General features: G+C 70.1%; 21 protein-coding genes. 6 read left to right on the forward strand and 15 right to left on the reverse strand.

Annotation, left to right across the window (positions count from 1 at the left end):
- Positions 1–12 precede the first annotated feature (12 nt).
- From ABN034_RS27365 to ABN034_RS27410, 10 genes are all read right to left on the reverse strand, one after another.
- Positions 13–1092 (reverse strand): S1C family serine protease, encoded by a 1080-nt coding sequence (locus ABN034_RS27365; protein ID WP_349693854.1) that lies wholly within the window; start codon positions 1090–1092, stop codon positions 13–15.
- A gap of 140 nt (positions 1093–1232) precedes the next feature.
- Positions 1233–2198: an MASE1 domain-containing protein gene (locus ABN034_RS27370; RefSeq protein WP_349693855.1), complete on the reverse strand. Its 966-nt coding sequence runs from the start codon at positions 2196–2198 to the stop codon at positions 1233–1235.
- 191 nt (positions 2199–2389) lie between these two features.
- Positions 2390–2992 carry a hypothetical protein gene (locus ABN034_RS27375; RefSeq protein WP_349693856.1) on the reverse strand — a complete coding sequence of 201 codons (603 nt, stop codon included), beginning with the start codon at positions 2990–2992 and terminating at the stop codon, positions 2390–2392.
- Positions 2992–4503: a DUF58 domain-containing protein gene (locus tag ABN034_RS27380; protein ID WP_349693857.1), complete on the reverse strand. Its 1512-nt coding sequence runs from the start codon at positions 4501–4503 to the stop codon at positions 2992–2994. Before ABN034_RS27380 ends, ABN034_RS27375 begins: the two co-directional genes overlap by 1 nt.
- Positions 4503–5486: an AAA family ATPase gene (locus ABN034_RS27385; RefSeq protein WP_349693858.1), complete on the reverse strand. Its 984-nt coding sequence runs from the start codon at positions 5484–5486 to the stop codon at positions 4503–4505. The genes ABN034_RS27380 and ABN034_RS27385 overlap by 1 nt, the downstream gene beginning before the upstream one ends.
- On the reverse strand, positions 5483–6220 hold the full coding sequence (locus tag ABN034_RS27390; RefSeq protein WP_349693859.1) for a hypothetical protein: 738 nt from the start codon (positions 6218–6220) through the stop codon (positions 5483–5485). Before ABN034_RS27390 ends, ABN034_RS27385 begins: the two co-directional genes overlap by 4 nt.
- On the reverse strand, positions 6217–7224 hold the full coding sequence (locus ABN034_RS27395; RefSeq protein WP_349693860.1) for a DUF4129 domain-containing protein: 1008 nt from the start codon (positions 7222–7224) through the stop codon (positions 6217–6219). Before ABN034_RS27395 ends, ABN034_RS27390 begins: the two co-directional genes overlap by 4 nt.
- A gap of 138 nt (positions 7225–7362) precedes the next feature.
- A complete protein-coding gene (locus ABN034_RS27400; protein ID WP_349693861.1) occupies positions 7363–9660 on the reverse strand; it encodes a glycoside hydrolase family 31 protein in 2298 nt (765 codons plus the stop codon).
- Between the two features lie 218 nt (positions 9661–9878).
- Positions 9879–10097 carry a BldC family transcriptional regulator gene (locus ABN034_RS27405; RefSeq protein WP_020576220.1) on the reverse strand — a complete coding sequence of 73 codons (219 nt, stop codon included), beginning with the start codon at positions 10095–10097 and terminating at the stop codon, positions 9879–9881.
- 244 nt (positions 10098–10341) lie between these two features.
- Entirely contained in the window at positions 10342–11178 is an 837-nt protein-coding gene (locus ABN034_RS27410; RefSeq protein ID WP_349693862.1) for a DUF8083 family protein, read from the reverse strand.
- Positions 11179–11310: 132 nt separating this feature from the next.
- Between ABN034_RS27410 and ABN034_RS27415 the strand changes: the two genes are divergently transcribed.
- On the forward strand, positions 11311–12408 hold the full coding sequence (locus tag ABN034_RS27415; RefSeq protein WP_349693863.1) for a Glu/Leu/Phe/Val family dehydrogenase: 1098 nt from the start codon (positions 11311–11313) through the stop codon (positions 12406–12408).
- 238 nt (positions 12409–12646) lie between these two features.
- On the opposite strand, the gene ABN034_RS27420 is transcribed toward ABN034_RS27415, so the two are convergent.
- Entirely contained in the window at positions 12647–13321 is a 675-nt protein-coding gene (locus ABN034_RS27420; RefSeq protein WP_349693864.1) for a ThuA domain-containing protein, read from the reverse strand.
- Between the two features lie 167 nt (positions 13322–13488).
- Complete coding sequence (locus tag ABN034_RS27425) at positions 13489–14391, reverse strand: NAD-dependent epimerase/dehydratase family protein (protein ID WP_349693865.1); 903 nt, start codon at positions 14389–14391, stop codon at positions 13489–13491.
- Between the two features lie 472 nt (positions 14392–14863).
- Between ABN034_RS27425 and ABN034_RS27430 the strand changes: the two genes are divergently transcribed.
- The gene (locus ABN034_RS27430) at positions 14864–15073 is read left to right on the forward strand and encodes a DUF3073 domain-containing protein (protein ID WP_349331979.1); all 210 of its coding nucleotides are present in this window, start codon (positions 14864–14866) and stop codon (positions 15071–15073) included.
- Between the two features lie 15 nt (positions 15074–15088).
- Here ABN034_RS27430 and purM read toward each other — a convergent pair whose 3' ends face one another.
- Together purM and purF are read right to left on the reverse strand one after the other, a co-directional pair.
- On the reverse strand, positions 15089–16168 hold the full coding sequence (gene purM, locus ABN034_RS27435) for a phosphoribosylformylglycinamidine cyclo-ligase (protein ID WP_349693866.1): 1080 nt from the start codon (positions 16166–16168) through the stop codon (positions 15089–15091).
- A 149-nt stretch (positions 16169–16317) separates the two neighbouring features.
- On the reverse strand, positions 16318–17892 hold the full coding sequence (purF, locus tag ABN034_RS27440; RefSeq protein ID WP_349693867.1) for an amidophosphoribosyltransferase: 1575 nt from the start codon (positions 17890–17892) through the stop codon (positions 16318–16320).
- Between the two features lie 327 nt (positions 17893–18219).
- Here purF and ABN034_RS27445 point away from each other — a divergent pair, with 327 nt between their 5' ends.
- The gene (locus ABN034_RS27445) at positions 18220–19632 is read left to right on the forward strand and encodes a serine hydrolase domain-containing protein (protein WP_349693868.1); all 1413 of its coding nucleotides are present in this window, start codon (positions 18220–18222) and stop codon (positions 19630–19632) included.
- Positions 19633–19778: 146 nt separating this feature from the next.
- On the opposite strand, the gene ABN034_RS27450 is transcribed toward ABN034_RS27445, so the two are convergent.
- Positions 19779–20135: a hypothetical protein gene (locus ABN034_RS27450; protein ID WP_349693869.1), complete on the reverse strand. Its 357-nt coding sequence runs from the start codon at positions 20133–20135 to the stop codon at positions 19779–19781.
- Between the two features lie 97 nt (positions 20136–20232).
- Between ABN034_RS27450 and ABN034_RS27455 the strand changes: the two genes are divergently transcribed.
- The 3 genes from ABN034_RS27455 to ABN034_RS27465 all read left to right on the forward strand — a co-directional run bounded on the left by ABN034_RS27455 (position 20233) and on the right by ABN034_RS27465 (position 23342).
- Positions 20233–20802, forward strand: a complete 570-nt coding sequence (locus ABN034_RS27455) for a TIGR03086 family metal-binding protein (RefSeq protein ID WP_349693870.1) — start codon at positions 20233–20235, stop codon at positions 20800–20802.
- 105 nt (positions 20803–20907) lie between these two features.
- On the forward strand, positions 20908–21963 hold the full coding sequence (gene tdh, locus ABN034_RS27460) for an L-threonine 3-dehydrogenase (protein ID WP_349693871.1): 1056 nt from the start codon (positions 20908–20910) through the stop codon (positions 21961–21963).
- Positions 21964–22163: 200 nt separating this feature from the next.
- On the forward strand, positions 22164–23342 hold the full coding sequence (locus ABN034_RS27465; RefSeq protein ID WP_502879103.1) for a glycine C-acetyltransferase: 1179 nt from the start codon (positions 22164–22166) through the stop codon (positions 23340–23342).
- Positions 23343–23427: the final 85 nt, after the last annotated feature.

Below are 23427 nucleotides of genomic sequence, written 5' to 3' on the forward strand. Positions count from 1 at the left end.
GCCGGTCATCGGTCAGTTCATGCCGTCCGCCGCGCCGTACTTGCCGATGATTCCCCTGGCCTGGTTGATGGGAATGGCGAAGCCGAGGCCCGAGCCGTCGGCTTTCGCCGCGGCCGCGTAGATGGCGGAGTTGATGCCGATGACCTGCCCGTCCAGAGTGACGAGTGGTCCACCGGAGTTGCCCGGGTGCAGGGTGGCGTCGGTCTGGATCGCTTTGTACGTCACGGATTTCGTCCCAGGGCCCAGGCCAGGCCGGTCGTCCACCCGCAGCTCCCGGTCGACGGCGCTGACGATGCCGGACGTGACGGTGCCCCGCAGTCCCTGCGGCGAACCGATGGCCACGACCGGGCTGCCGACCTCGACCGCCGACGAGTCACCCAGCTTCGCCGGCGTGAGCCCGCCCACTCGATCGGCCTGGATCACCGCCAGATCCTTCGCCGGTTCGGTACCGAGCACCCGCGCGGACGTGGTCTCCGCACCGTCCGCACCGGCCAGCCGGACCGTGATGTCGCCACCGTAGGCGGTGGCGACGACGTGGTAGTTGGTGAGAATCCGCCCGTCCGGTGACACGACGATGCCCGACCCGGTCTCCTTGCCGAGACCGGACGTCACGACGATCTCGACCACGCTTCGCGACGCCGCCTGGGCGACCTGCGGAAGTAGTGATCCGCTCGGGTCCTGCTCTACCGAGCGGCCGCCGGCGGCAGTGAGGGGATTCGGCGTCGCGCTGTTGGCGCCGAGGATTCCGCCGACGATGCCGCCGATCGCTGACGCGCAGAGTGCGATGGCGGCCACCCCTGCCGCAAGCTTGGCCCGGGTCATCCGCCATGGCTGGGGCGGTGGCGTACCGGAGTCCAACACCTCGCCCGGCGCCCGCGGAGGTTGCCCGAAACCCGGCGGCTCCTGCCGGACAGGCGTACGCCCCGCAGACTCGCCGGGCGGCGACTCCTCCCGCGGTGCCCGTGGCGCCGGTACGCCGATACCGGGCATGTCCGACGGAGCCTGCACATCCTCGGATGCGCCCGGTTGCCGGTCTCCACGCGCGCCTTGTCCAGGCTGGGGCGGCCGGTCGGGCACAGAGGAGTCGGTCACAGTTCCAAGCCTCCGTGGGACGTACGGCCGGAACGGGAGTCGTCCGCCCCCTCCTTCATGGGCGATGCGGTGGAGGGCAAACCCGCCGAAAACCCGCGCCGCCGTCACCACCCGAGCCGGCGCGGCCGCGCTGACACCCCTCAGCTGGTCTCGCTGGGACGTTGGGGTTCCTCCCTCGTGGGCCTGACCCGCACCGGGTGCTCCTCCTCGGATACCTCGAGGTGATGGATGACCTCGCCCAACCGGCTGCACGTGCGTTCGATCTCGTCCCGGGCGCGGTCGCGTTGGCTGATGATCGCGGCGAAGAGCAGCGACCCGAGCACGAGGGTCATGTTGAACATCTGGAGGGACACCATGCGCATCAGCACGTCCTCGCCGGCGAAGGCGCCGGCGGCGCCCACGGCCGCGTCAGCCGTCGTCACCGACACGATCAACGCACAGGGTGCAACGCCGACGAGCTGAAAGCGCAGCGCAGCCCAGCCGATGATCGGGAACGTGAGAAAGATGGCGTCCATGACGTGGGTCCCCACCCACGCGGCGCCGAACGACGCCGCCAACAGCAAGCCGAGTTCTGCGTACCGGTACCACTGGATGTGCCGGAGTCGCCAGTACTGACGAACAGCCAACAGGAACGGCGTGACGAGCAGGATCCCCATGGCATCGCCGGTCCACCACACCGACCAGACCTGCAGGAACTTCCCGGGTTCCAGCTGCCCCACAAAGACACGTACGCCGCAGCCCACGAGGGAACTGATCAGCGTCGAGCCGAAGGCCGCAAGGAACACCAGTGCGAGAGCGTCACGCAGCCGGTCGATCTGCAGCCGGAACCCGACTCGGCGCAACAGTAGATAGCCGGCCAGCGCGGTGGCGGCCGCGGCGCCGGTGTCGATCACCACGCCGACGAGCGGCACGAGTGGCAGGTCGGTGAGGAACGCGGCCGCCGCGATCGCCGGCAGGACTCGGATGCCATAAAGGAGCAGGGCGACCAGGGCCACTCCCGTCGGAGGCCACAGCGGGCTGACGTTCTCGCCGATCTCCCCCGCCAGGAGCCCCAGCTGCCCGGAGCCGTAACAGACGGCAACGACGGCAAGATTCGCAACGCCCACCTCTATCGTGGAGGGGATCCGCCGGCCTCGCCATGTCCGCGCCATGCCGCACGCCTTCGCGTTCTCTGCCTTGCGTTGTCAGCCCGCGCAAATGACGCATGAACCCAGATTCGCGACACTGAGCCGACTCGGATATGCCCTTTCCCATGCTTGCACCATCGAGGGGAACGTCCAACGGGCGCGCGTCTGCGTCAACGAGACGGGCTCCGCAGGGCGAGGGCCACACCGACCATGAGCGCGAGTGGGGCGGCGACGACCAGCCAGGCGGCGGGTGGGTGGGGCAGGAGGACCACGCCCATCACCACCAGCGCGCCGGCGAGTGCGGGACCGAGCACCGGCGTCAGACTCCGCACCCAGCCCGCCAGCATCGCGACGTCCAGGGGCGCTGAGGCTCCGTCGAGGGCGTCCGCGCCTTCCAGCAGGACGAGGTACGCGACGGCCAGCAGCCCGATCGCCGTGGCGCTGAGGACCGGCAACTGGACAGCGTCCGCCGCCGTGGTGACGCCGATCGTTACCACGACAAGACCCCAGGGAACGTACGCACCGAACCCGCCGCCGAGCCCGGACAGCGCGACGGCCAGGGCGGCGCCCCCACCGATCCACCGGTCGAGACCTGACGGGAGCGCGGCCACCAGGACCCCGACCATGGCGAGGCCGCAGGCAACGCCGGCCAGCCGGACAACTCCCCCGCCCACCCGCCGTCCGGCCGGATCCCCGCCGGCAGCGGTCGACCCAGCCGTCGACGCGGCTGGGTCGACTGGTTCAGATGCCGACCCTGCTGTCGGCTCGGACATCAGCGGCCACCTCGCAGCATGGGTTCGAGTCGGACCCGATCGAGTGGCACGCCGGACTCCTCGTCCCACTCCAGGACCGTGACGCCGATGGCCTGCAGCCGGTGGACGAGCGCCTCGCGTTCGAGCCGCCAGATCCGCTGCGCCAGCCGTTGTTCTCTCACCCGGTGCCGCCCGACCCGCTCGACGGGACCCACGGGCGGCTCCCCCGTCAGGACGTCGATCAGCACGACCGGATGGCCGCGTTCGCGCAGGTCCCGGATCGCCTCGACGGCACGCGGGTCGAGCAGCGGGGTGAACACGAACGCCAGCGCACCGGGCGGCAACGCCTGCGGCGGAAGGTGGGCGAGCTCGGGTTCGAGGAAGCTGTTGTCCAGCCGGGAGGACAGGAGGGTTTCGACGATCCGGTAGTACTGCCGGATGCCGACGTCCGGGGACAGCCACCGCAGGGTTCCGCCGAGCGCCACGAGACCCACCCGGTCGGCATAGCGGAGGTACGCCTGCACCACGGCGGCCGCGCCGCGCACCCCGATGTCGAGACTGGACCGCCCTGGCGTACCCACGTCGACTGTCGTGTCGACGACCGCCACGATGTCGGCCGCCCGCTCCGCCGCGAACTCGTTGACGAACAGCTCACCCGGCTCCCCTCGGCGGGTGCTCGCCGCCCAGTTGATCCGGCGTACGGCATCACCCGGCGCGAACGAACGGATCCCGGCGAACTCCACGCCCGAACCTGCCCGCCGCGCGACGTGACTGCCGACCCGGGCGAGCAGCATCGGCGGCACGGCGATGTCGCGGGCCCGCCCCGGCGGAGGGAACACGGTCAGCTCGCTGAGGGTGAGTTCGACCCTGCCGACATAACCCCAGCCGGACGTCCGCAGCCGCAGGTGCAGCGGCCCGAGCCGCCACCGGCCCCAGCGATGCGCGCGGACGGTCCACGTCTCGGTGACCCGCGCGACGCCGAACCGGTGGCGGCCGCGTTCGCCCTCGATCCCGAAGTACGTGGAGCCGCGCCGGGTCCGCCGTTGTTCGGACGTACGACTGGACTGACGGTCCACGCCCGATGCGGCCCTGTCGGAATCCCCGCCGTTCACGCTGGCGGTTCCACCCGGACCCGCTCCACCGCCGTTCTCGACAGCCGGTGCCGAGCGCTCCGGCACCCTCGGCAGGGCCAGGTCGAGCGCGATCTCTCCCAGGACGAAAGGCGCTCTCACCTGGACCTCGACCTCGACTGGGTCATCCTCGAACGCTCGTAGCTCGGACACCGTGGCGGTCACCACCACCCGCTCGGGCCGCGGTTGCCGCAGTGCGACGACCACGGCGACGAGGCAGGGGACCGCGACCACGATCGGTTCCGACCGCCCGGCCACGAGTCCGCCCAGCACGGCGAGGATCCCGGCCGCCGCGAGGCGCCACACGAGCCGGCTCACCTGCCAGCGCGGCGACGCCTCGACCCCGCCGACTGTCATGGCCGCGGACGTCTGCGCCGACGCGGGCACGCCGTAGGTCGTCATCAATCCCGGACGATCCGCGTCGGCGGAGTCGGTACCTCGGCCAGGACATCTGCCACGACGTCCTCTCCGGTCACCCGGCGTACCCACAGCTCCGGACGCAGCACCAGCCGGTGCCCGAGCGCGGCCCCGGCGACCCGCTTCACATCCGCCGGCGTCACGTAGTCGCGACCGGCGAGCATCGCAGCACCCCGCGCCAACTGCGTGACCGCCAGCGTGCCGCGAGGGCTCGCACCCACCTGCGCCTTGGGATGCGACCGCGTCGCCTGGACGATGGAGACGACGTACGCCAGGACATCGTCGTGCACCTCGACGCGTTCGAGCGAGGAGATCATCGCGAGCAGCTCGGCCGTGTCCACGACCTGCGCCAGCGACGGTCGCGCGGCACCCCGCTCGAGCCGGCGGCGCACCATGTCGGCCTCGAGGTCGGCGGACAGATAACCCAACCGGGTACGCAGAACGAACCGGTCGAGCTGCGCCTCCGGCAACGGGTACGTACCTTCGTACTCGATCGGGTTCTCGGTCGCGAGCACCACGAACGGCAGTGGTAGCGGCCTGGTGACGCCGTCGGCGGAGACCTGGCGTTCCTCCATCGCCTCGAGCAGCGCGGCCTGCGTCTTCGGCGGCGTCCGGTTGATCTCGTCGGCGAGCAGCAGCTGGGTGAAGACCGGACCCTCACGGAACACGAACTCCGCCGTCTTCTGGTTGTAGATCGACGCGCCGGTGACGTCCTGCGGCAGCAGGTCCGGAGTGAACTGCACGCGGGCGAAGCTGAGCCCCAGCACCTGGGCGTACGACCGGGCGAGCACCGTCTTGCCCAGCCCGGGAAGGTCTTCGAGCAGGACGTGGCCGCCGGCGAGGATGCCGAGCAGGACGAGTTCGAGCGGGCCACGCTTGCCGACGATCACGCGTTCCATCTCGTCCAGGACGGCGCTCGCCCGCTCCCGGGTCTGCGCGGGCGCCAGCGTCGAGGCGGTGACGGTCATGGCGTCCCTTCCTTCGATCCGGTGGTGCTCGATCCGGTGGTGCTCGACCCGGTGCCGCTCGATCTAGTGCCGCTCGACCCGGCGCCTGCTACCTGGCCGGAGCGCAGGCGTTCGATCGAGGACACCATGCGCTCCAGGGTCGGCAGGTCGACACCCGGCTCGCTGCGGGCGTCCGATGCCGGCCGACCCGGCGCCAGCAGTGACCAGGTGGTCGCACCGAGCAGGTCACGACAGGCGTCCTCGGTCCGGGGGTCGGCCGGATCGATGCCGTGCCCTGCCTCCAGGCGGACGCTCGCCGCCTCGACCAGCCGCTTCCTCAACCCGACATCGAAGTCGCGCCGCGAGTACCGGGACCACGCGATCTCACCCAGAATCCGGTCGTACGTCGGAAAGCCCGCCCGCGTGGACGGCTGCCGCCACCGGCGCAGCCACTCCAGCGGAAGCACCATCCCCCGCAGGAACCGAAGGCGGCGTTGCCACTCCAGGGCGCGGGACCTGTCGTGCGGTCCCGCGTCGCCGCGGATGAGGCGCGACCACAGCCATCGCCCCAGGCGGCGCCACCGCGCCCACAGTGGCGTCGAACGCCGACTTCTGCCTGGTCCTTCGAGCTGGAGGAGTTGGCAGAGCAACTCGTTGACGGCAAGCACGGTCAACCCGATCAGCATCCCGCGGAACCGCATGGTCACGACCAGTACGAGCAACGCGAGGACGAGGACGAACCGGAGCCTCCTCACGACCCCGCCCGGTCCTTTGCCGCCTCATCGTCCCGCGCATGCCGCTCCCGGGCATGCCGCTCCCGGGCACGGAGCTCTGCCTGGGCACGGAGCTCTGCCTGAAGCCGGTTGAGTGCGGCGACCGCCGCCAGCCTCGCGTCGGCAGGCAACGCACGTCGGGAGAAGCGGGCACGTTCGAAGAGCCCGGCGAGTTCGCGGGCGGCGGCCTCACCGGTCGAGGTGAGCAGCCCGGCCCGGATGGTCCGCGCCAGCAGGTCCGACGGTGTGTCGGTCACGCCACGGGCGACGCCCTGGTTGGCGAGCGCCTCCTCCATGGCCGCGTAGGCGCCGATCACCGCGGCCCGAGGCTCGTCCACGTCGGCGAGCGCGGCGAGTCCGGCCGCGACCATGTGCTGCACCTCGTCGGCGGTGGGATCGCCGTCGCCGATCTGCGTGGACTCGAGGCCTGACCGGCGGGCGACCCACGTGAGCGTGACGACGACCGCGGCCAGCAGCAGGCCGGCCATCGCCACCACCGGCCACGACCAGGACGGCGGCCGACCAGCCCCGTCCGCGCCCGGGTCCGCGGCGCCCTCGCCACCGGGTGTCCCGGGTGGGCGGCCGCCGGCGTCCGGTTCGCCGCGCTGGTTGAACAGGTCCTTCAGCTCGTCGGCATGGCGGAGCAGGAGATAGAGGAGCCCGACCAGGACGAGGAGCTGGACGACGCGGGCGACCAGGCTGGTCCGCTTCGGCTCAACCCCGCGTGGCGGACCGCCGCTTTGGGTGACGAGCGCGACGACCATGAGGACGAGTCCCGCGATCAGGACGGCCGCGAAGAGCATGACCAGCCCGCGGGTGGACAGCTGCCGATCGTCGAGCGTGATCCGCTCCCGGCCGTCGAGACCCAGAGCGCCGAGGGCGAGGAGAGCCACCACCGCGGCCACCACGCCGACCCGCGCGGCCGGACTCGTCTGGGCGGATGTGCGAAGGTCGGCCAGAGCGCGAAACCGTGAGCCCGTACGCACAGTCGCCCCACACCTCCCCAGGCGCGCCTAACCGGTCACCCTAGGACGCCATGATCAGGATCCGTAGCGAGCAGCCGTACCGATTCGGCAACGAAATACCGCGGCATCACGCACTGTCAAGAGTGTCGCTGCGGGTGGTCAGCCCCGCCACCGAACGGGGTACGGGAGGGCGGACGCCGGACCGGAGTACTCGGCCAGCCACCGGCCGTCCGGACCCATCACGATCGTGAACCGCTCGTCGACCGGCTCGGCGTAGCCGTCGCCACTGTCACTCACCAACCGCCCACCGCCGGCCCGGGACTGTGCCGGCCCGGGCGGGTAGGCCTCGAGGACGATCGCGGTCGTGCCGACCTCCGGCCGACGCTCCTCGGTTGGCAGCACGGCACCCGCGCGGACGAACACCGGCGGCCGGCCGAGCGGTGCGTCCACCACGACGTCGCCGGGGCCGTCGTGGGCCGCACCAGTCCGCCGTTCGTACCACCGGCCCGCCGGCAACCGAACCACCCGCTCCCGCGCGCCCTCGGCGAGCACCGGCGCCACGAGCAGCGCGTCGCCGAGCAGGAACGCGTCGTGCACGTTCCGGAGCGCGTGATCCGTCGGGTCCTCCCAGGCGAGCGGGCGGACGTACGGCAGGCCGGTGCGGTGGGCTTCCCAGGCGAGCGTGTACCAGTACGGCAGCAGGGCGTACCGCTCCTCCAGGACGCCACGGACCTGCTCCAGGACCTCGGGTCCGTACGCCCACGGCTCCCGCGGCGGCGTGGACTTCGCACAGTGGGAACGGAAGAACGGAAGGTACGCGGCCAGCTCGAACCACCGCACGAACAGCTCCGCCGGCGGATGGCCGTCGAACCCGCCGATGTCGGGGCCGGAGTACGGCACGCCACACGCGCCGAGCCCCACGGTGAACGACAGCGTGACGGCGAGGTTGTCCCACCGCGAGGCGATGTCACCGGTCCAGGTCCCTGCGTACCGCTGCACTCCCGCCCAGCCGGCCCGCGTCAACAGGAACGGCCGCCGGTCCGGCCGCAGCCGACGGACGCCTTCGAAGGTGGCGCGGTTCATCGTCAGACCGTAGAGGTTGTGCGCCTCGCGGTGATCGCCGCCGCGGCCGTCGAGGTCGGCCCGCGTCGACGCCGGCAGGCTGGGATCGCCCCAGGCCGCGAACGCCGACGGTTCGTTCATGTCGTTCCAGAACCCGTCGATACCGAGGCGTACGTACTTCGCGTGCTGGTCGCCCCACCAGGCGCGCGCCCGCGCGGCCGTGAAGTCGGGGTAGACCGTCGTGCCCGGCCACACGACGCCGTGAGCCACCCGCCCGCGGAGGTCGCGGCAGTACGCATCAGCCGCCAGCCCGTCGCGGTAGAGCGGCATGGACCGCCGTCGCGGTATCGCCGGGTCGACGATCGCGACCAGGTGGATGTCGTCCTTGGCGAGGTCGGCGGCGAACCCGCCGATGTCGGGATAGCGCTCCTCGTCGACGGTGAACACTCGCCGGCGGTCGAGATGGTCGATGTCGAGCCAGACGCCGGACAGTGGCAGGTCCCTGCGCCGGTACTCGGCCACCATCTCCCGCATCGCAGCCTCGCTGCCGTAGGCCCACCGCGACTGGTGGAAGCCGAGCGCCCATCGCGGCGGCAGTGCTGGCCGGCCGGTCAGTGCCGTGTAACCGTCGAGGGCCCGCTCCGGCGGTCCCGGTAACACGTAGTAGCGAAGAGGTCCGCCCGACAGTTGCATCGCAATCTCGTCACCCACCGTGACGCTTCCGGCCGAACTGTTGTCATAGAACGCGAGATGAGAGCCCGCATCGGTGACAACGAGTGAGACTGGCAGGCACATGGACAACGGATCGTCGCCACGGACGTACGTACCACCAGGATCGCTGTTCCACAGCCGGTAACGGCCGGGTCGCCGGTCGAGTCCAGCCGCGCGGCCACCCAGCCCGAGAACCATCGCGTCAGGGCTGAGGACGCTCCGATGGGTCCACGCCTCGCCCTCCCACCATGGCGGCTCGTCTCGCCGGAACGACGTCTCACGGTCAGCGCTGGTGAAGGTCAGCCGTCCGCCTGGGCCGACCGTGACCGTCAGGTCTCCCGCCCGGACGGTCCAGCAGTCTCCGGCCGAGGCCAGCCGGGCCCGCCCGTCCCACTCCGGCTCCCGACCCGCCTTGCGCCCCGCGTTGTCCTCGGCGTCCTGTCCGGTGTCCTGTCCGCCGTCCTGCCCGGTCTCACCCCCGACGAGCGCGTACGACGGAAGCGGTGTCGCTCCGTCCCACGCCACAAAGACGCCACCCCCTCGCAGGCAGCGGACGTCCAGACTCGCGTCGGTAAAGGTGAAGCGACCGCCCCCGGGCACCGCCCCGGCGGACAGGAGCCGGCCGGGGATGCGCGGCGCCTGCTCCGCCCGCCCGCCTCGGCCCCGCCGTCGGCGGCGCAACACCCTCGAACCCTCGCGCCCCCCGCAGGGCCGACGGCGAAACGCCTTCGCGTCCAGCCGGTCCCGGTGGACCGAGTACGCGATTGCGCGAACGCTGTTGACCGGCCCGATCAGCGCGGCCGATCGCAGCAGAGAATGAATATGGCGGCCCCAACCCCGGTGGGTTGGGACCGCCATGTTCGTTTGTCCTGTCTATCCGACGTCGCTGAGAAACCGCTTTGTCAGCGGCCCTCGGCACCCCCACGCTGTTCGGGGAGCACGCCTGCCAACAGGGCGCGCACCTCGGACTCGCGGTAGCGCCGGTGCCCCCCCAGCGTGCGGATAGAACTGAGCTTGCCGGCCTTGGCCCACCGGGTGACCGTTTTGGGGTCGACCCGGAACATGGCCGCGACCTCTGCCGGCGTGAGCAGAGACTCTGTCTCCGGCGTACGTGTCGTCATGAGCGGCCTCCTCCACGAGAACCGGACCGTTAAGTCCGTCCCGCACCCTCCATTGGTGCATCGAAATCACTTATTTCAGAAAAGGAAATAGCGGACATCCACCCCATTACGCTCACGCCGCGTTCTTCATCCCCCACGTGACGTATCGGTGTCAATCCTCCCCTTCCCTCACGTGACTCACCGTAACCCGAATCGGAGCGTTCCGCCCAGATTTTCCAGAATTTCCCGAACATGGCCCGGTGTTTCACGATGCGCGCTCCTTCACGCGCAGCGCCCACCATCGCTTCCGTAGTCGGTGGTAGGCCGTTAGTGCCTCCTCATCGTTACCCTGTGCTACTGCCCTGAGTGCAGTAGTGACATCCGCGGCCGACTTGTCGCTGGTCAGCGTGTCGGCGTCCATCAGGTGGACAAGCCCTCCGTAATCAAGCTCCACCCAGGAGTGCGGGTGGAACGCCTCGATCCAGCGGCCGAGCGCGGCCAGCGGATCGAGCTTCCAGTCCGGCCGGGACTGGCTGAGGAGCCGATGAGCGCGGCCCACCCGGCGTCGCGCCTCCACCATCGGCGTGCGGTAGCGGAGTTCGCGCACCGGATCCATCCCGACACTGCGTTCCTCATCACCAAAGATGACGAACCACACCAGCGGAACGTGCCATCTGGCGGTAAGGATGTGAGGTACGGCGTCCGGGGGGCAATTCCTCAACGCGCTGAAATCGATCCGTTCCAGGCCACCGGCCGGAAGCAGGGCCTTCAGCACATGGTCGGGCAAGGCCGTCATCAGGTCGCTCAACGCCTCACGGATCCGCAAGGCGGGCTCATCCGGACAGAACAGGACGGCCCCGTCGACCTCCATCGCGTACGCCCGCTGCTCGTGGTCGCCCGCGAACGCGCCAGGCGGGAGCACCGGCAGCAGGGCCGCCAGCGCCTCCCGCTGCTCCGCGACCACCAGCGCACCGGGCTGCGCCCGGTCGGGGACACCGCCACCGGCCGCCACCCACGACGAGCGCACCCGCTCCGGAAAGGCGGCGACTGGCTCGTAGACGCGTAGGTAGCAGCAGTACGGGGTCAGGACCGAGGTCCGCATGCTCCCATCGTGCACCTCTCCGTTGGTTCGCGGCACCTGTCCGGAGAGATCGGAGTGGAGCCGTTCTCGCTCTATGGTGGTGTCGGACGCCCGCACCACCCATGTGGGCCGCCCGGACGAGGAGTCACCACCGTGGCCGAGTTCTTTGCCCGACATTCCGGGCACGAGCAGGTTGTCTACTGTGCCGACGGTCCGTCAGGCCTGAAGGCGATCATCGCCATCTACTCCACCGCTCTCGGTCCCGCACTTGGCGGTACCCGTTTCCACCCGTATCCGGACGAGGAGTCCGCGCTCGCCGACGTCCTCAACCTCTCGACCGCGATGGCGTACAAGGCCGCGCTCGCCGGACTCGACCTCGGCGGCGGCAAGGCGGTGATCATCGGCGATCCCATGCGGGACAAGTCCGAACGCCTGCTCCGTGCGTACGGCCGGTTCATCCAGTCCCTCGACGGCCGGTACATCACCGCATGCGACGTCGGTACGTACTCCCCGGACATGGACGTGATCGCCCGCGAGTGTTCCCACGTGACCGGCCGGTCGGTGGAACAGGGCGGCGCGGGCGACTCGTCGATCCTCACGGCGTACGGAGTGTTCCAGGGAATGCGCGCCTGCGCGTCCCACCGGTGGGGCACACCCTCCCTCTCTGGCCGACGGGTCGGCGTGGCCGGGGTGGGCAAGGTCGGGCGACGACTGGTCGGACATCTGCGCGACGAGGGCGCGGAGGTCGTCGTCACCGACGTCTCGGCGCGGGCGATCGAGCAGGTCCTGCGTGACCATCCCGACGTGGTGGTCGTCGACGACGTGGGCGCACTCGCGGCCGCCGACCTCGACGTCTACGCGCCGTGCGCGATGGGCGGTGCGCTCGACGAGTCGGCGCTGGCGTCCCTGCGCGCCGGGATCATCTGCGGTGGCGCCAACAACCAGCTCGCCCATCCCGGTATCGACAAGTTGCTCCAGGATCGGGGCATCCTCTACGCCCCCGACTACCTCGTCAACGCCGGCGGAATCATCCAGGTCGCCGACGAACTCGACGGCTTCAGCTTCGAGCGCGCCAAAGCGCGGGCTGCCCGGATCTACGACACGATGCGCCGGGTCCTGGAGCTCGCGGCCGACGAGGGCGTACCTCCTGCCGCCGCCGCCGACCGGATGGCCGAACGCCGGATCGCCGGAGCGAGCGCCCGACGTACCCTCTGGCTCGGCCATCCGGTCGGCGGGACACCGCACGAGTGACCGCTGAGACAAATGACCACGCTGCCCATGCCTGTGGCAGGGCAACGCACGAAAGCGCCGCGCAAATGACCACGCCGCCCATGCCTGTGGCGCGGCCACCCGCGAGTGCCCGCGCAAATGACCACGCTGCCCATGCCGCCGAACCGTGGGCAAGGCATCGACGCCTTGCGAAGGTCCACACGCATGGGCAGCGTGGTCATTTGCGGCACCGCCGGCGTGCCAGCTGGCGCGTCTCGCCCTACGACCGGCCGGCGACCCACTTCGCGGCGTTGCGGATGATCTTGCGTACGTCATCCCGGTAGTACGTGGGGTTCTCCTCGTGCCCGGGTCGGAAGTAGAAAACGCGACCCGCGCCGACCGTGTACGCACACCCGGACCGGAACTCGTGCCCGCCCGGGAACGTCGAGTGGAACACCACCGTGTCGGGCTTGCCGCAGCCGAACTCCTCGTCGTACATCTCCTCCGGGTCGATCGAGAAGTCGCTGATCCCCTCGGCCACCGGGTGGTCAGGTGCCAACACCTTGATCTCCTCGGGACCCGCCTCGTGCTTGACGCCACCGATCCGGCCGTCATCACCGATCAGCCGGGTGAATGGCTTCGCCATGTGCGAGGAGTGCAGCGAGAGGAAGCCCATGCCGCGCTCCTTCACGTGCCGCTCGATCCGGTCGACGGTCTCGTTACGTACGGCGTTGTGGAGCATGTGACCCCACCACGCGAGGACGTCGGTCTCGGCGAGTGCTTCCTCTGGCACGCCCTGGCCGGGGTCGACAAGTTCGGCGGTACGCACGTCGAACGCGTTCGGCTCCTGCCGCAGGCCGTCGGCGACCGCGCCGTTGATGTCGTACGGATACATCTCCTTGGGAGCGGTGTGCTCCGACCAGACGAGGACGCGGATCTTTCCTTGTTCGCTCATGATTCCTCCAGGCGGCGAGGGAGTTGGTTGACGCGGGTCGGCCGCAGGGTCAGGGCAGCCGCAGGGTCAGGGCAGCCGCAGGGTCAGGGCAGCCGAACGTCACGGCAAAGCTCGGGTTCAACGGCTCAGGTTCCAGGCAGGGCTCGACTTCCAGACAAGGCTCGGGTTCAGGGCTGTGGACTGCGCGAGCAGAACGCACGGACAGGGTTGGGGTCGATCTCACCGAGGAACTCCTCGGAGTCACACGTCGGTGCGTACCCGAGGTCGGCGGCGGCACCGGAGGTGTCCCACTCCCGGCGGGTGTTGGCCGACACGCCGTGGTAGACACCGAAGCGGATGTCGTCAGCCTCGATCGCGCGGCCGACCAGCTGCCGCAGGTCCGGCGCCCCGACCCAGAAGGCCATCGCACCCACCGAGCCCGGGCGCCGCTGGACGCCCCCGAATCGAAGGCAGATGACCGACAGTCCGGTCCGGTAGCTGCAAGCGCGGCCCAGCGCTTCCGCGAACGCCTTGGTCGCGCCGTACGCACAGCACGGCCATGGGGGCCACTCCTCCATGACCGGGTGCCGCTCCTGTTGCACGTAACCGCCCATCGCGTGAACGGAACTCGCGAGGATCACCCGTCGTACGTCGGCCCGCTGTGCGGCCTCGAGGACGCTCACCAGCGCTTCGACGTTCGGGGAACGGAGCGCGTCCCAGGTGGCGTTCGGGTGTGGGTTGGCCGCGAGGTGCAGCACCGTGTCGACACCTTCGACGACCTCGGCCGCGAACGAGCGGTCGGCCAGGTCCCCGCCCCGCACGTCCGGGGGCACCGCCTCCGCACCATCGACGTCACCGTCCCCCACCCCACGGCTGACGTCGCCCGGGGCCGCACCACCGTCGTGGTCCGCCGCCGCGCTGCCGACACCTCCGCCCATTGCTACGGCGCCGTCTCCCCCGGAACCGCCTGGCTGGACATCGCCCGGCTTGACCAGGTCGACGAGCCGGAGGGAGTACCCCCGGAGTCCGGGTATCAGGAGCCTGGCGACGTGACCGGAGCCCCCGGTGAGCAGCACTGTCCGCTGGGTCATGCGATTGGGTGCCCTGCCGTTCGTGTGAGGGAGCACGGGCTGAGTCCGCGCCTCCAGCCGGCGTACGAAAGGTCTCCGATGACCATGTGTGCGGACACCTTTGTATCCCAGCCAGCGGACTGCCTTCGAGCCGATTTCGGTGTCTGGACCGGCTTGCCCGATCCTGGACTCGGTCGGATAGTTTCGAGATTGGCTACACGGAAGAGTTGACAGTTCACGCAATGTCACGCGATCCGGTACGAAGTCGGACACTCGACTCCCGTCACCCCGGATTCCCACGCCAATGATTGTGGAAAACCTGTGGATAACGACTGTCGGCGTTGAGGTGCGGGTCGGACCCGGCGTGCGGGATTACGGCGGCTGCCGGTACGGTTGACCTACGAACAGATGAGACCGTGAGCCCGAGGGTGCACGCCGGTGTTTCACACTGTGCCGTGTTGCCCCGGTTTATGTTGTGCGAGGGGGTCGACCCATGGGGCGCGGCCGTGCCAAGGCCAAGCAGACGAAGGTCGCCCGGGAGCTGAAGTACCGCACCCACGACACCGACCTCGAAGCGCTGCAACGAGAACTGTCGAGTCGTGAGGACGGCAAGAACGGCAACGTTCACGCCGAGCAGGATGACCCCGACGGCGAGCTTGACGACGGGGCCGACGAGGACGACCGCATCGCACGTCGCCGCTGACGCGGTCGAACGCGGTCACCTCCGCCCGTAGCTTCCCTCCAGACGCGCGGAGCCCTCACCTGCGAGCACTCTTCCGGCAACCCAGGCGTGGATGCCGCGGTCAATGAGCATGTCGACCGCGGCATCGACGTCGGCGGATTCCACCAGGGCGAGCATGCCCACACCCATGTTGAAGGTGCGCTCGAGTTCGTCTGACGCCACGCCACCCCACTCACCGAGCAGGGTGCAGATCCGTGGCGGCGACCAGCTCGACCGGTCGAGCACCAGGTCCAGGTTGTTCGGGAGTACCCGGGCCGCGTTCGCGGCCAACCCGCCACCAGTGATGTGGGCCATCGCATGGACGTCGTACGCCTCTGCGAGGGCGAGACAGTCCTTCGCGTAGACCTTGGTCGGCTCGAGCAGCTCCTCGCCGAGCGTCCGACCGAGCTCGTCGACGTGACCGTCGAGGCGCCGGCCGGCGACCGCGAGGACCTTGCGTACGAGTGAGTAGCCGTTGGCGTGCAGGCCCGACGACGCCATCGCGATCACCACGTCACCGGCTCGGACCCGGTCCGGGCCGAGCACCGCATCGGCCTCGACGACGCCGGTCGACGCGCCGGCCACGTCGTACTCCGCGGGCTCCAACAGGCCAGGGTGCTCCGCGACCTCGCCGCCCACCAGCGCGCAACCGGCCACGACGCACGCCTCGGCGATGCCCTTCACGATCGTCGCGATGCGTTCGGGCACAACCGAGCCACACGCGATGTAATCGGTGAGGAAGAGCGGCTCCGCGCCACAGACCACGAGGTCGTCGACCACCATGCCCACCAGGTCGAAGCCGATCGTGTCGTGCTTGTCGAGGGCCTGGGCGATCGCGACCTTCGTACCCACCCCGTCGGTGGATGTCGCGAGCAGTGGGTGGCGGTAGTCGCGCAGGGCGGACGCGTCGAACAGCCCGGCGAAGCCGCCGATGCCACCCACCACCTCGGGACGGCGGGTCTTCTCGATCCAGTCCCGCATGAGGTCGACCGCTCGGTCGGCCGCCTCGATGTCGACGCCCGCGTCGGCGTACGAGAGTCCACGGTCTGTGCCTGCTGGGGCACCGGATCCACTCATGGCGACGTCCTCTCTCTCCCACGCGGGTTCGGATGAGGGGCACCCTCGGCCAATAGGTTCACGTCAGGGGTCCCCTCACCCAAGGCCGGTTCGGATCAGGGGCACCTCGACCAACAGGTTCACGTCACGCGCACCCTCAACCACCAGGTTCACCGGCCGCTGACCGCGACCTCGAGCTGGTGCTTGCCGAGGCGCGCGCCGTCGGGGATGGCGACCGGGTAGACCCCGTCGAAGCAGGCCCGGCACAGCTGGTTGGCCGGCTGCCCGCTCGCCGCGACCAGCGCGTCGAGATCGATGAAGCCGAGCGAGTCGGCCCCGATCGCCCGGCAGATCTCGTCGACGGCCATGTCGGCGGCGATGAGCTCGGTCGCCGACGCGAAGTCGATGCCGTAGAAACACGGCCACTTCACCGGCGGGCTCGAGATGCGGACGTGGACCTCGCGGGCACCGGCATCGCGGAGCATGCGTACCAGTGCGCTCTGGGTGTTGCCGCGCACGATCGAGTCGTCGACCATCACGAGGCGCTTGCCCTCGATGACCTCGCGGAGCGGGTTGTACTTCAGCCGGATGCCGAGCTGGCGGATGGTCTGGCTGGGCTGGATGAACGTCCGCCCGACGTAGCTGTTCTTGACCAGGCCGTGGCCGTAGGGGATGCCGCTCTCCTCGGCGTAGCCGATCGCCGCGGGCGTCGCGGACTCCGGCACCGGGATCACCAGGTCGGCGTCGACCGGGTAGTCCCGAGCCAGGCGGCGGCCGACCTCGACCCGGCTCTCCTGGACCGAGCGGCCGGCGATCCTGGCGTCAGGGCGGGCGAGGTAGACGTACTCGAACAGGCAGCCCTTCGGCTCCGCCGCGGCGAACTTCTTCGACCGGATCCCGGCGCCGTCGATCGCCACCACCTCGCCGGGATCGACCTCCCGGACGAACGACGCACCCACGATGTCGAGCGCCGCGTTCTCACTGGCGACCACCCAGCCGGTGTCGAGTGCTCCGATGACCAGCGGGTGGATGCCCTGCGGGTCGCGCGCGGCGTACAGGGTGGACTCGTTCATGAAGACCAGGCAGTACGCACCACGCAGAGCGGGGAACACCTCAGCCGCCGCGTCGAGCAGCGGCCGGTCCGCGTAGCTGGCCAGCAGGTTGGTGATCAGCCCCGTGTCGGTCGTGGACCGCTCGTCACCGATCGGCGCCGCCAATAGGCTGGTCTCGGCGGCGCGCTTGGCGGCGAGCTCCACCAGGTCGCCCGAGTTGGTGAGATTGCCGTTGTGCGCCAGCGCGAGGCCGCCGGCCGCGGTGGACCGGAACGTCGGCTGGGCGTTCTCCCAGACGCTGGACCCGGTGGTGGAGTAGCGACAGTGACCGACCGCGATGTGGCCGGTGAGGGACTCGAGGATGGCCTCGTCGAAGACCTGGGAAACCAGGCCCATGTCCTTGTAGACGAGCACCTGGCGGCCGTTGCTCACCGCGATCCCGGCCGATTCCTGGCCGCGGTGCTGCAAGGCGTAGAGACCGAAATAGGTGAGCTTCGCGACCTCCTCCCCCTCGGCCCACACACCGAAGACGCCGCAGGCGTCCCTGGGTCGGTGGTCGTCGGGATCGAGGAGGCGGGGGCGGGCCCCGGCGAGCTCTGGGTTTGCCCGGGGGACGACCCCCGGATCTCCCGGGGGATGTTGGGGGCTGGAAACGCCACTGTGGGAATGCGATCCATCGCCACTCACCGGCACGTTGTCGAGTCTAACCAGACGCCTTGGCCGGGGCCCACGTCGCGGTCGGCGAAACGCCGGCTGAGGTCGGAGTCGTCCGCTTTGCCCCGGACTCCTGCGGTCCCGCGCCCCCGCCGCAATCCAGCCGCCGGTGTTGTAAGCCCACCCGCCGATTCCGGCAAATGACCACGTTGAGCATCCCTGTGGAGCCCCAACCAGGCGTACATGCGTGCTCCGCTTACCGCGGGCACGCTCAACGTGGTCATTCATCTTGCCAATCCCGGGGCGTGCACATACACCAGACCGGCGCGCCGGAAGGGCCGAAAGGTCCGCCGGTACGGTGACGCCATGTCCGACCTCTTTCCGAGCACGGCTCGGAGCCTGCTGCACCGGATCGCCAGGGAGCAGGCCGAGGCCCGCGCGCCGGGGCTGATGGCCGGTGTGGTCCGCGACGGGGCGCTCGTCTGGACCGGCGCCCGCGGCCGCGTGGACGACACTGTGCCCAGCAGCGACACCCAGTCCCGGATCGGGTCGATCACCAAGACGTTCACTGCGGTGCTCGTCGCCCGCCTCCGGGACGAGGGTCGCCTGGACTTCGCCGATCCGCTCGAACGCCACATCACGGGTACACCGCTCGGCGACCGGACGATCGCCCAGTTGCTGTCGCACACGTCCGGTGCCCAGGCCGAGCGCGACGGCCCCTGGTGGGAGCGGACGCCCGGCGACGACTGGCCAGCGCTGTCGTCGACGTTCGACGCGCACACGGTGAAGCATCCGGGCAGCCGGAGGTACCACTACTCCAACCTGGGCTTCGCCATCCTCGGCGAGGTCGTCGCGCGGCACCGGGGACGGTCCTGGTGGGATGCCCTGCGCGGCGAGATCCTCGAACCACTGGAGTTACGTCGTACGACATATCTGCCGAAGGCACCACATGCCGAGGGATACGCGGTCCATCCCTGGGCGGATCTGATCCTGCCCGAGCCCGCCCACGACGCCGGCGCCATGGCCCCGGCCGGACAGCTCTGGTCGACCATTGGTGATCTGGCCAGATGGGCGGCCTTCATCGGCGGCGACACGGGCGGCGTGCTGAGCCCGGCCACCCTCGCCGAGCTCCGCGACCCCGTGATCCTCGAGCGGGCACCGGAATGGACGAACGGTTACGGCCTCGGCCTGCGGGTCCTGCGCCAGAACGGCCGGACCATGGTGGGCCACCAAGGCTCCATGCCGGGCTTCCTTGCCGACCTGCTCATCGACGTCGACGAGCAGGTCGGCGCCGTCATGTTGGCGAACACGACGAGCGGCGTGGGCGGGGTTGCCGCGGATCTCGTCGGGATCGTCCTCGACGCCGAACCGCGGCTGCCGGCGGAGTGGACGCCGGTGGACGCGCTGGACGATTCCGTCCTGGAGATCGTCGGGCAGTGGTACTGGGGGCCCGCGGCTTTCGTCCTGCGGGCGCGCGGCAGAGAGCTTCTCGAGCTCACCCGGATGTCCGGCGGCGAGCGGGTGCGGTTCCGCTCGAACGGCGACGGCACCTGGATCGGACTCGACGGCTACTACGCCGGCGAGACACTACGGGTCGTACGGGAGGGCGCGGAGCGGGGCGGCAGCACTCGCGGCGGCGCGGGAGACTGCCGGGTCAGTCATCTCGACCTCGCGACGTTCACGTTCACGCGGGAGCCGTACGACCCTGAGGCGCCGGTGCCGGGCGGGGTCGATCCGGCTGGCTGGTCAGGCCTCGACCAGCCGGCCAGCGACGCCTGACGACCGCCAGGCCGGACACCTGACCACCGCCAGGCCGGACACCTGACCACCGCCAGGCCGGACACCTGACCACCGCCAGGCCGGACGCCTGACCGGAAGGCTGGCGTATTGGCGCAGCCTTCCGTCGGACGTGAACCCGGCGAAGGTCATCGCTGCCTGGCCCCGGGCACGAGCCGGTCCTGGCGGGTGAGGGTGGTTCGGGCCCGCAGGCACATCGCCGCGACGGCATCGGCCTGCCGGCGAACGTCCTCGTCACCAGAGCTCGCGGCCGCCAGCGGTTCGGCGAACGCCCCCAGCGCGCTCATGAGAATGCTTCGGTCAGGGTGCGGGAGGGTACCCTCCAAATCGGCCATTTCGTCGGCACGGTCCTGGGAGCGGGCGTAGCGTGCGAGGATCGCCGTGCCGGCCAGGGCGAGTGCCTGGAGCCCGGCCTGGCCCAGGGCGATCGGATCGATCTCAGCCAGCGGGGCGAGACTCGGTTCGTGAGTCTTATTCGAATACATGTTCGAACTCTAGCAGTCCGTACTCCCCCTCGCTACGTACCAGCGAGGCGACACTCACCACGTTCTGACGCCCGATCACCTGCGGGAGGCGACAACGATGGCGACGAGGCCGACCGCGCGGACACTCATGCCGCGGGCCGCCAGGCTCTTCGGCGATCGGGTGCACGGCGTACCCGCTGATCTGTGGAAGGCACGCACCCCCTGCACCGAATGGTCGGTCCACGACCTGGTCAACCACGTGGTCGCCGAACACCTGTGGGCACCGCACCTGCTCCGCGGCGAGACCATCAGCGAGGTCGGCGACCGATACGACGGGGACGTGATCGGCGACGAGCCAGCCACGCGCTGGGCGGCCGCGATCGACGACTCGCTCGCCGCGTGGGCAGAGGCCGCCGACGACCGGTCGGTGCACCTCTCGATGGGCGACGCGCCGGTCGCGGAGTACGCGAACCAGATGCTCATGGACCTGACCGTCCACGCCTGGGATCTCGCCCAGGCCGCCGGTCTGCCGGACCGGCTCGACCCGGACGTGGTTGAGTACGTATGGGAGTACGCCGAGCAGGTCGTGCCCCAGTGGCAGGGCACAAGCATCTTCGCGCCCCCGGTCAAGGTCGCGGGGGACGACCGGCAGGACCAGCTGATCGGCCTCACCGGCCGCCATCCGTAGGCCAGCGACCGGACACGGCGCCGGGCGAGGCGGGGCGAGGCGAGGCGCGGCGGGCGCGGCAGGAGCGAGGGGTCCGGACGCCGGACCCGGTGGGAGACGTCGGCGATGCGTGCGTTGGTGAAGGCGAAGGCCGAGCCCGGGCTGTGGCTGGAGGAGGTCCCTGACCCGGCGCCGGCAGCCGGCGAGGTCCTCATCCGGATCTTGCAGACCGGGATCTGCGGCACCGACCTGCACATCGTCTCGTGGGACGACTGGGCCCGCGCCCACGTACCCGTCCCGCTCGTCATCGGCCACGAGTTCGTCGGCAGGATCGTCGAGCTGGGCGCCGGCGTCACCGAGCTCGAGGTCGGCGACGTCGTGAGCGGCGAGGGCCACCTGGTGTGCGGGCGCTGCCGCAACTGCATGGCCGGGCGCAGGCACCTGTGCGCGCACACGCAGGGAGTCGGACTGTCCCGGTCCGGTGCGTTCGCCGACTACCTCACGCTGCCGGCGACCAATGTGTGGCGGCACCCGGCCGACATCAACCTCGACGCGGCGACGATCTTCGATCCGTTCGGGAACGCGGTCCACACGGCGCTCACGTTTCCCGTGCTGAGCGAGGACGTGCTGATCACCGGCGCCGGACCGATCGGGATCATGGCGGCGGCCGTCGTACGCCATGCCGGAGCGCGGTTCGTCGTCATCACCGACGTCAACGACTACCGGCTGGAGCTCGCCGGTCGGGTCGGTGTCACCCGCGCCCTCAACGTCGGGCGTACGACCTTGGCAGATGCGCAGCACGAGCTCGGCATGAAGGAAGGATTCGACATCGGCCTCGAGATGTCCGGCCACCCGACCGCGCTGCCCGCCATGGTCGACGCGATGGCACACGGCGGTCGGATCGCGATGCTCGGCATCCCGGCGGAGTCGGACCGGATCAGCATCGACTGGAGTCGGGTGGTGTTGTCGATGCTGACGATCAAGGGCATCTACGGCCGGCAGATGATGGAGACGTGGTACGCGATGTCGGTGCTCGTCTCGGAGGGCCTCGACATCACGCCGGTGATCACGCACCGGTTCCCGGCCGCCGACTACGAAGCGGCGTTCGCCACCGTGCGGGAAGGCCAGTGCGGCAAGGTACTCCTGGACTGGGACCAGAATCCGCCCGAGCATGCTGCCTGAGGGCGCCCCTCAACCCGACCGGGTTCGCATCAGGGGCCCCTCAACCCGACCGGGTTCGCATGAGGGCGCCCCTCATCCCATAGGTTCGTCACAGGGGCAACCTCATCCCATCGGGATTCGCCTCTGGGCGTCCCCCATCCCACGAGGGCACACACCACCCTCGTCCGGCACAGGTCGAAGGGAACGACGTGTACGGCAAGATCCGCGACCACCTCCGCGACACCCTCGACGAGATCCGTACCGCGGGTCTCTACAAAGCCGAGCGCCCTCTCACCACTCCACAGAGCGCGACGGTGGGCGTTGCCGGCGGCCGCGAGGTGCTGAACCTCTGCGCCAACAACTACCTCGGCCTCGCCGACCATCCAGAGCTCATCGCGGCCGCGAAGGCCGGGCTCGACGAGTGGGGCTTCGGGATGGCGTCGGTGCGGTTCATCTGCGGTACGCAGGAGCTGCACAAACGCCTCGAACGCCGGATCTCGGACTTCCTCGGCACCGAGGACACGATCCTCTACAGCTCATGCTTCGACGCCAACACCGGGCTCTTCGAGACCCTGCTGGGGCCTGAGGACGCGATCATCTCCGACGCGCTCAACCACGCGAGCATCATCGACGGCGTACGCCTGTGCAAGGCGCGGCGCTTTCGCTACAAGAACGCCGACATGGCCGACCTCGAGGTCCAGCTGAAGGCCGCGGCCGATGCGCGGTTCCGGCTGATCGCCACCGACGGGGTCTTCTCGATGGACGGCTACCTCGCACCGCTCGCCGACATCTGCGACCTCGCCGAGCGCCATGACGCGCTGGTCATGGTCGACGACTCGCACGCGGTGGGGTTCGTGGGCGCGCACGGCCGGGGTACGCCGGAGCTGCACGGCGTCGCCGACCGGATCGACATCCTCACCGGCACCCTCGGCAAGGCACTGGGCGGGGCGAGTGGCGGCTACACGTCCGCCCGCGCCGAGATCGTGGAGGTGCTGCGGCAGCGGTCGCGTCCGTACCTGTTCTCCAACTCGCTCGCGCCGTCGATCGCGGCCGCGTCGATCCGGGCGCTCGACCTCCTCGACTCCTCTGACGAGCTGCGCGAGCGCCTGCGCGACAACACTGCGTACTTCCGCGAGCGGATGGTCGAGCTGGGCTTCGACGTACTCCCGGGCGAGCATCCGATCATCCCGGTCATGTTCGGCGACGCCGTCCTGGCGGGGCGGATGGCCGCTGCGCTGCTCGAGCTCGGAATCTACGTGACGGCGTTCTCCTACCCGGTCGTGCCGCACGGCACGGCGCGGATTCGTACGCAGATGTCGGCGGCCCACACCCGCGACGACCTCGACCGCGCCGCCACCGCCTTCGCCACGGCCCGCGACAAGGTTGTCCCCTCCCCGTGATCATGACCGTGATCCTCCTCGTGATCATGACCGTGATCATGAACCCGAATGGGTCGGCGACAGGGCCCGGTGATCATGAAGGCAA

The sequence above is a fragment of the Actinopolymorpha sp. B11F2 genome, from assembly GCF_040195635.1.
In the GTDB taxonomy this organism is placed as follows: domain Bacteria; phylum Actinomycetota; class Actinomycetes; order Propionibacteriales; family Actinopolymorphaceae; genus Thermasporomyces.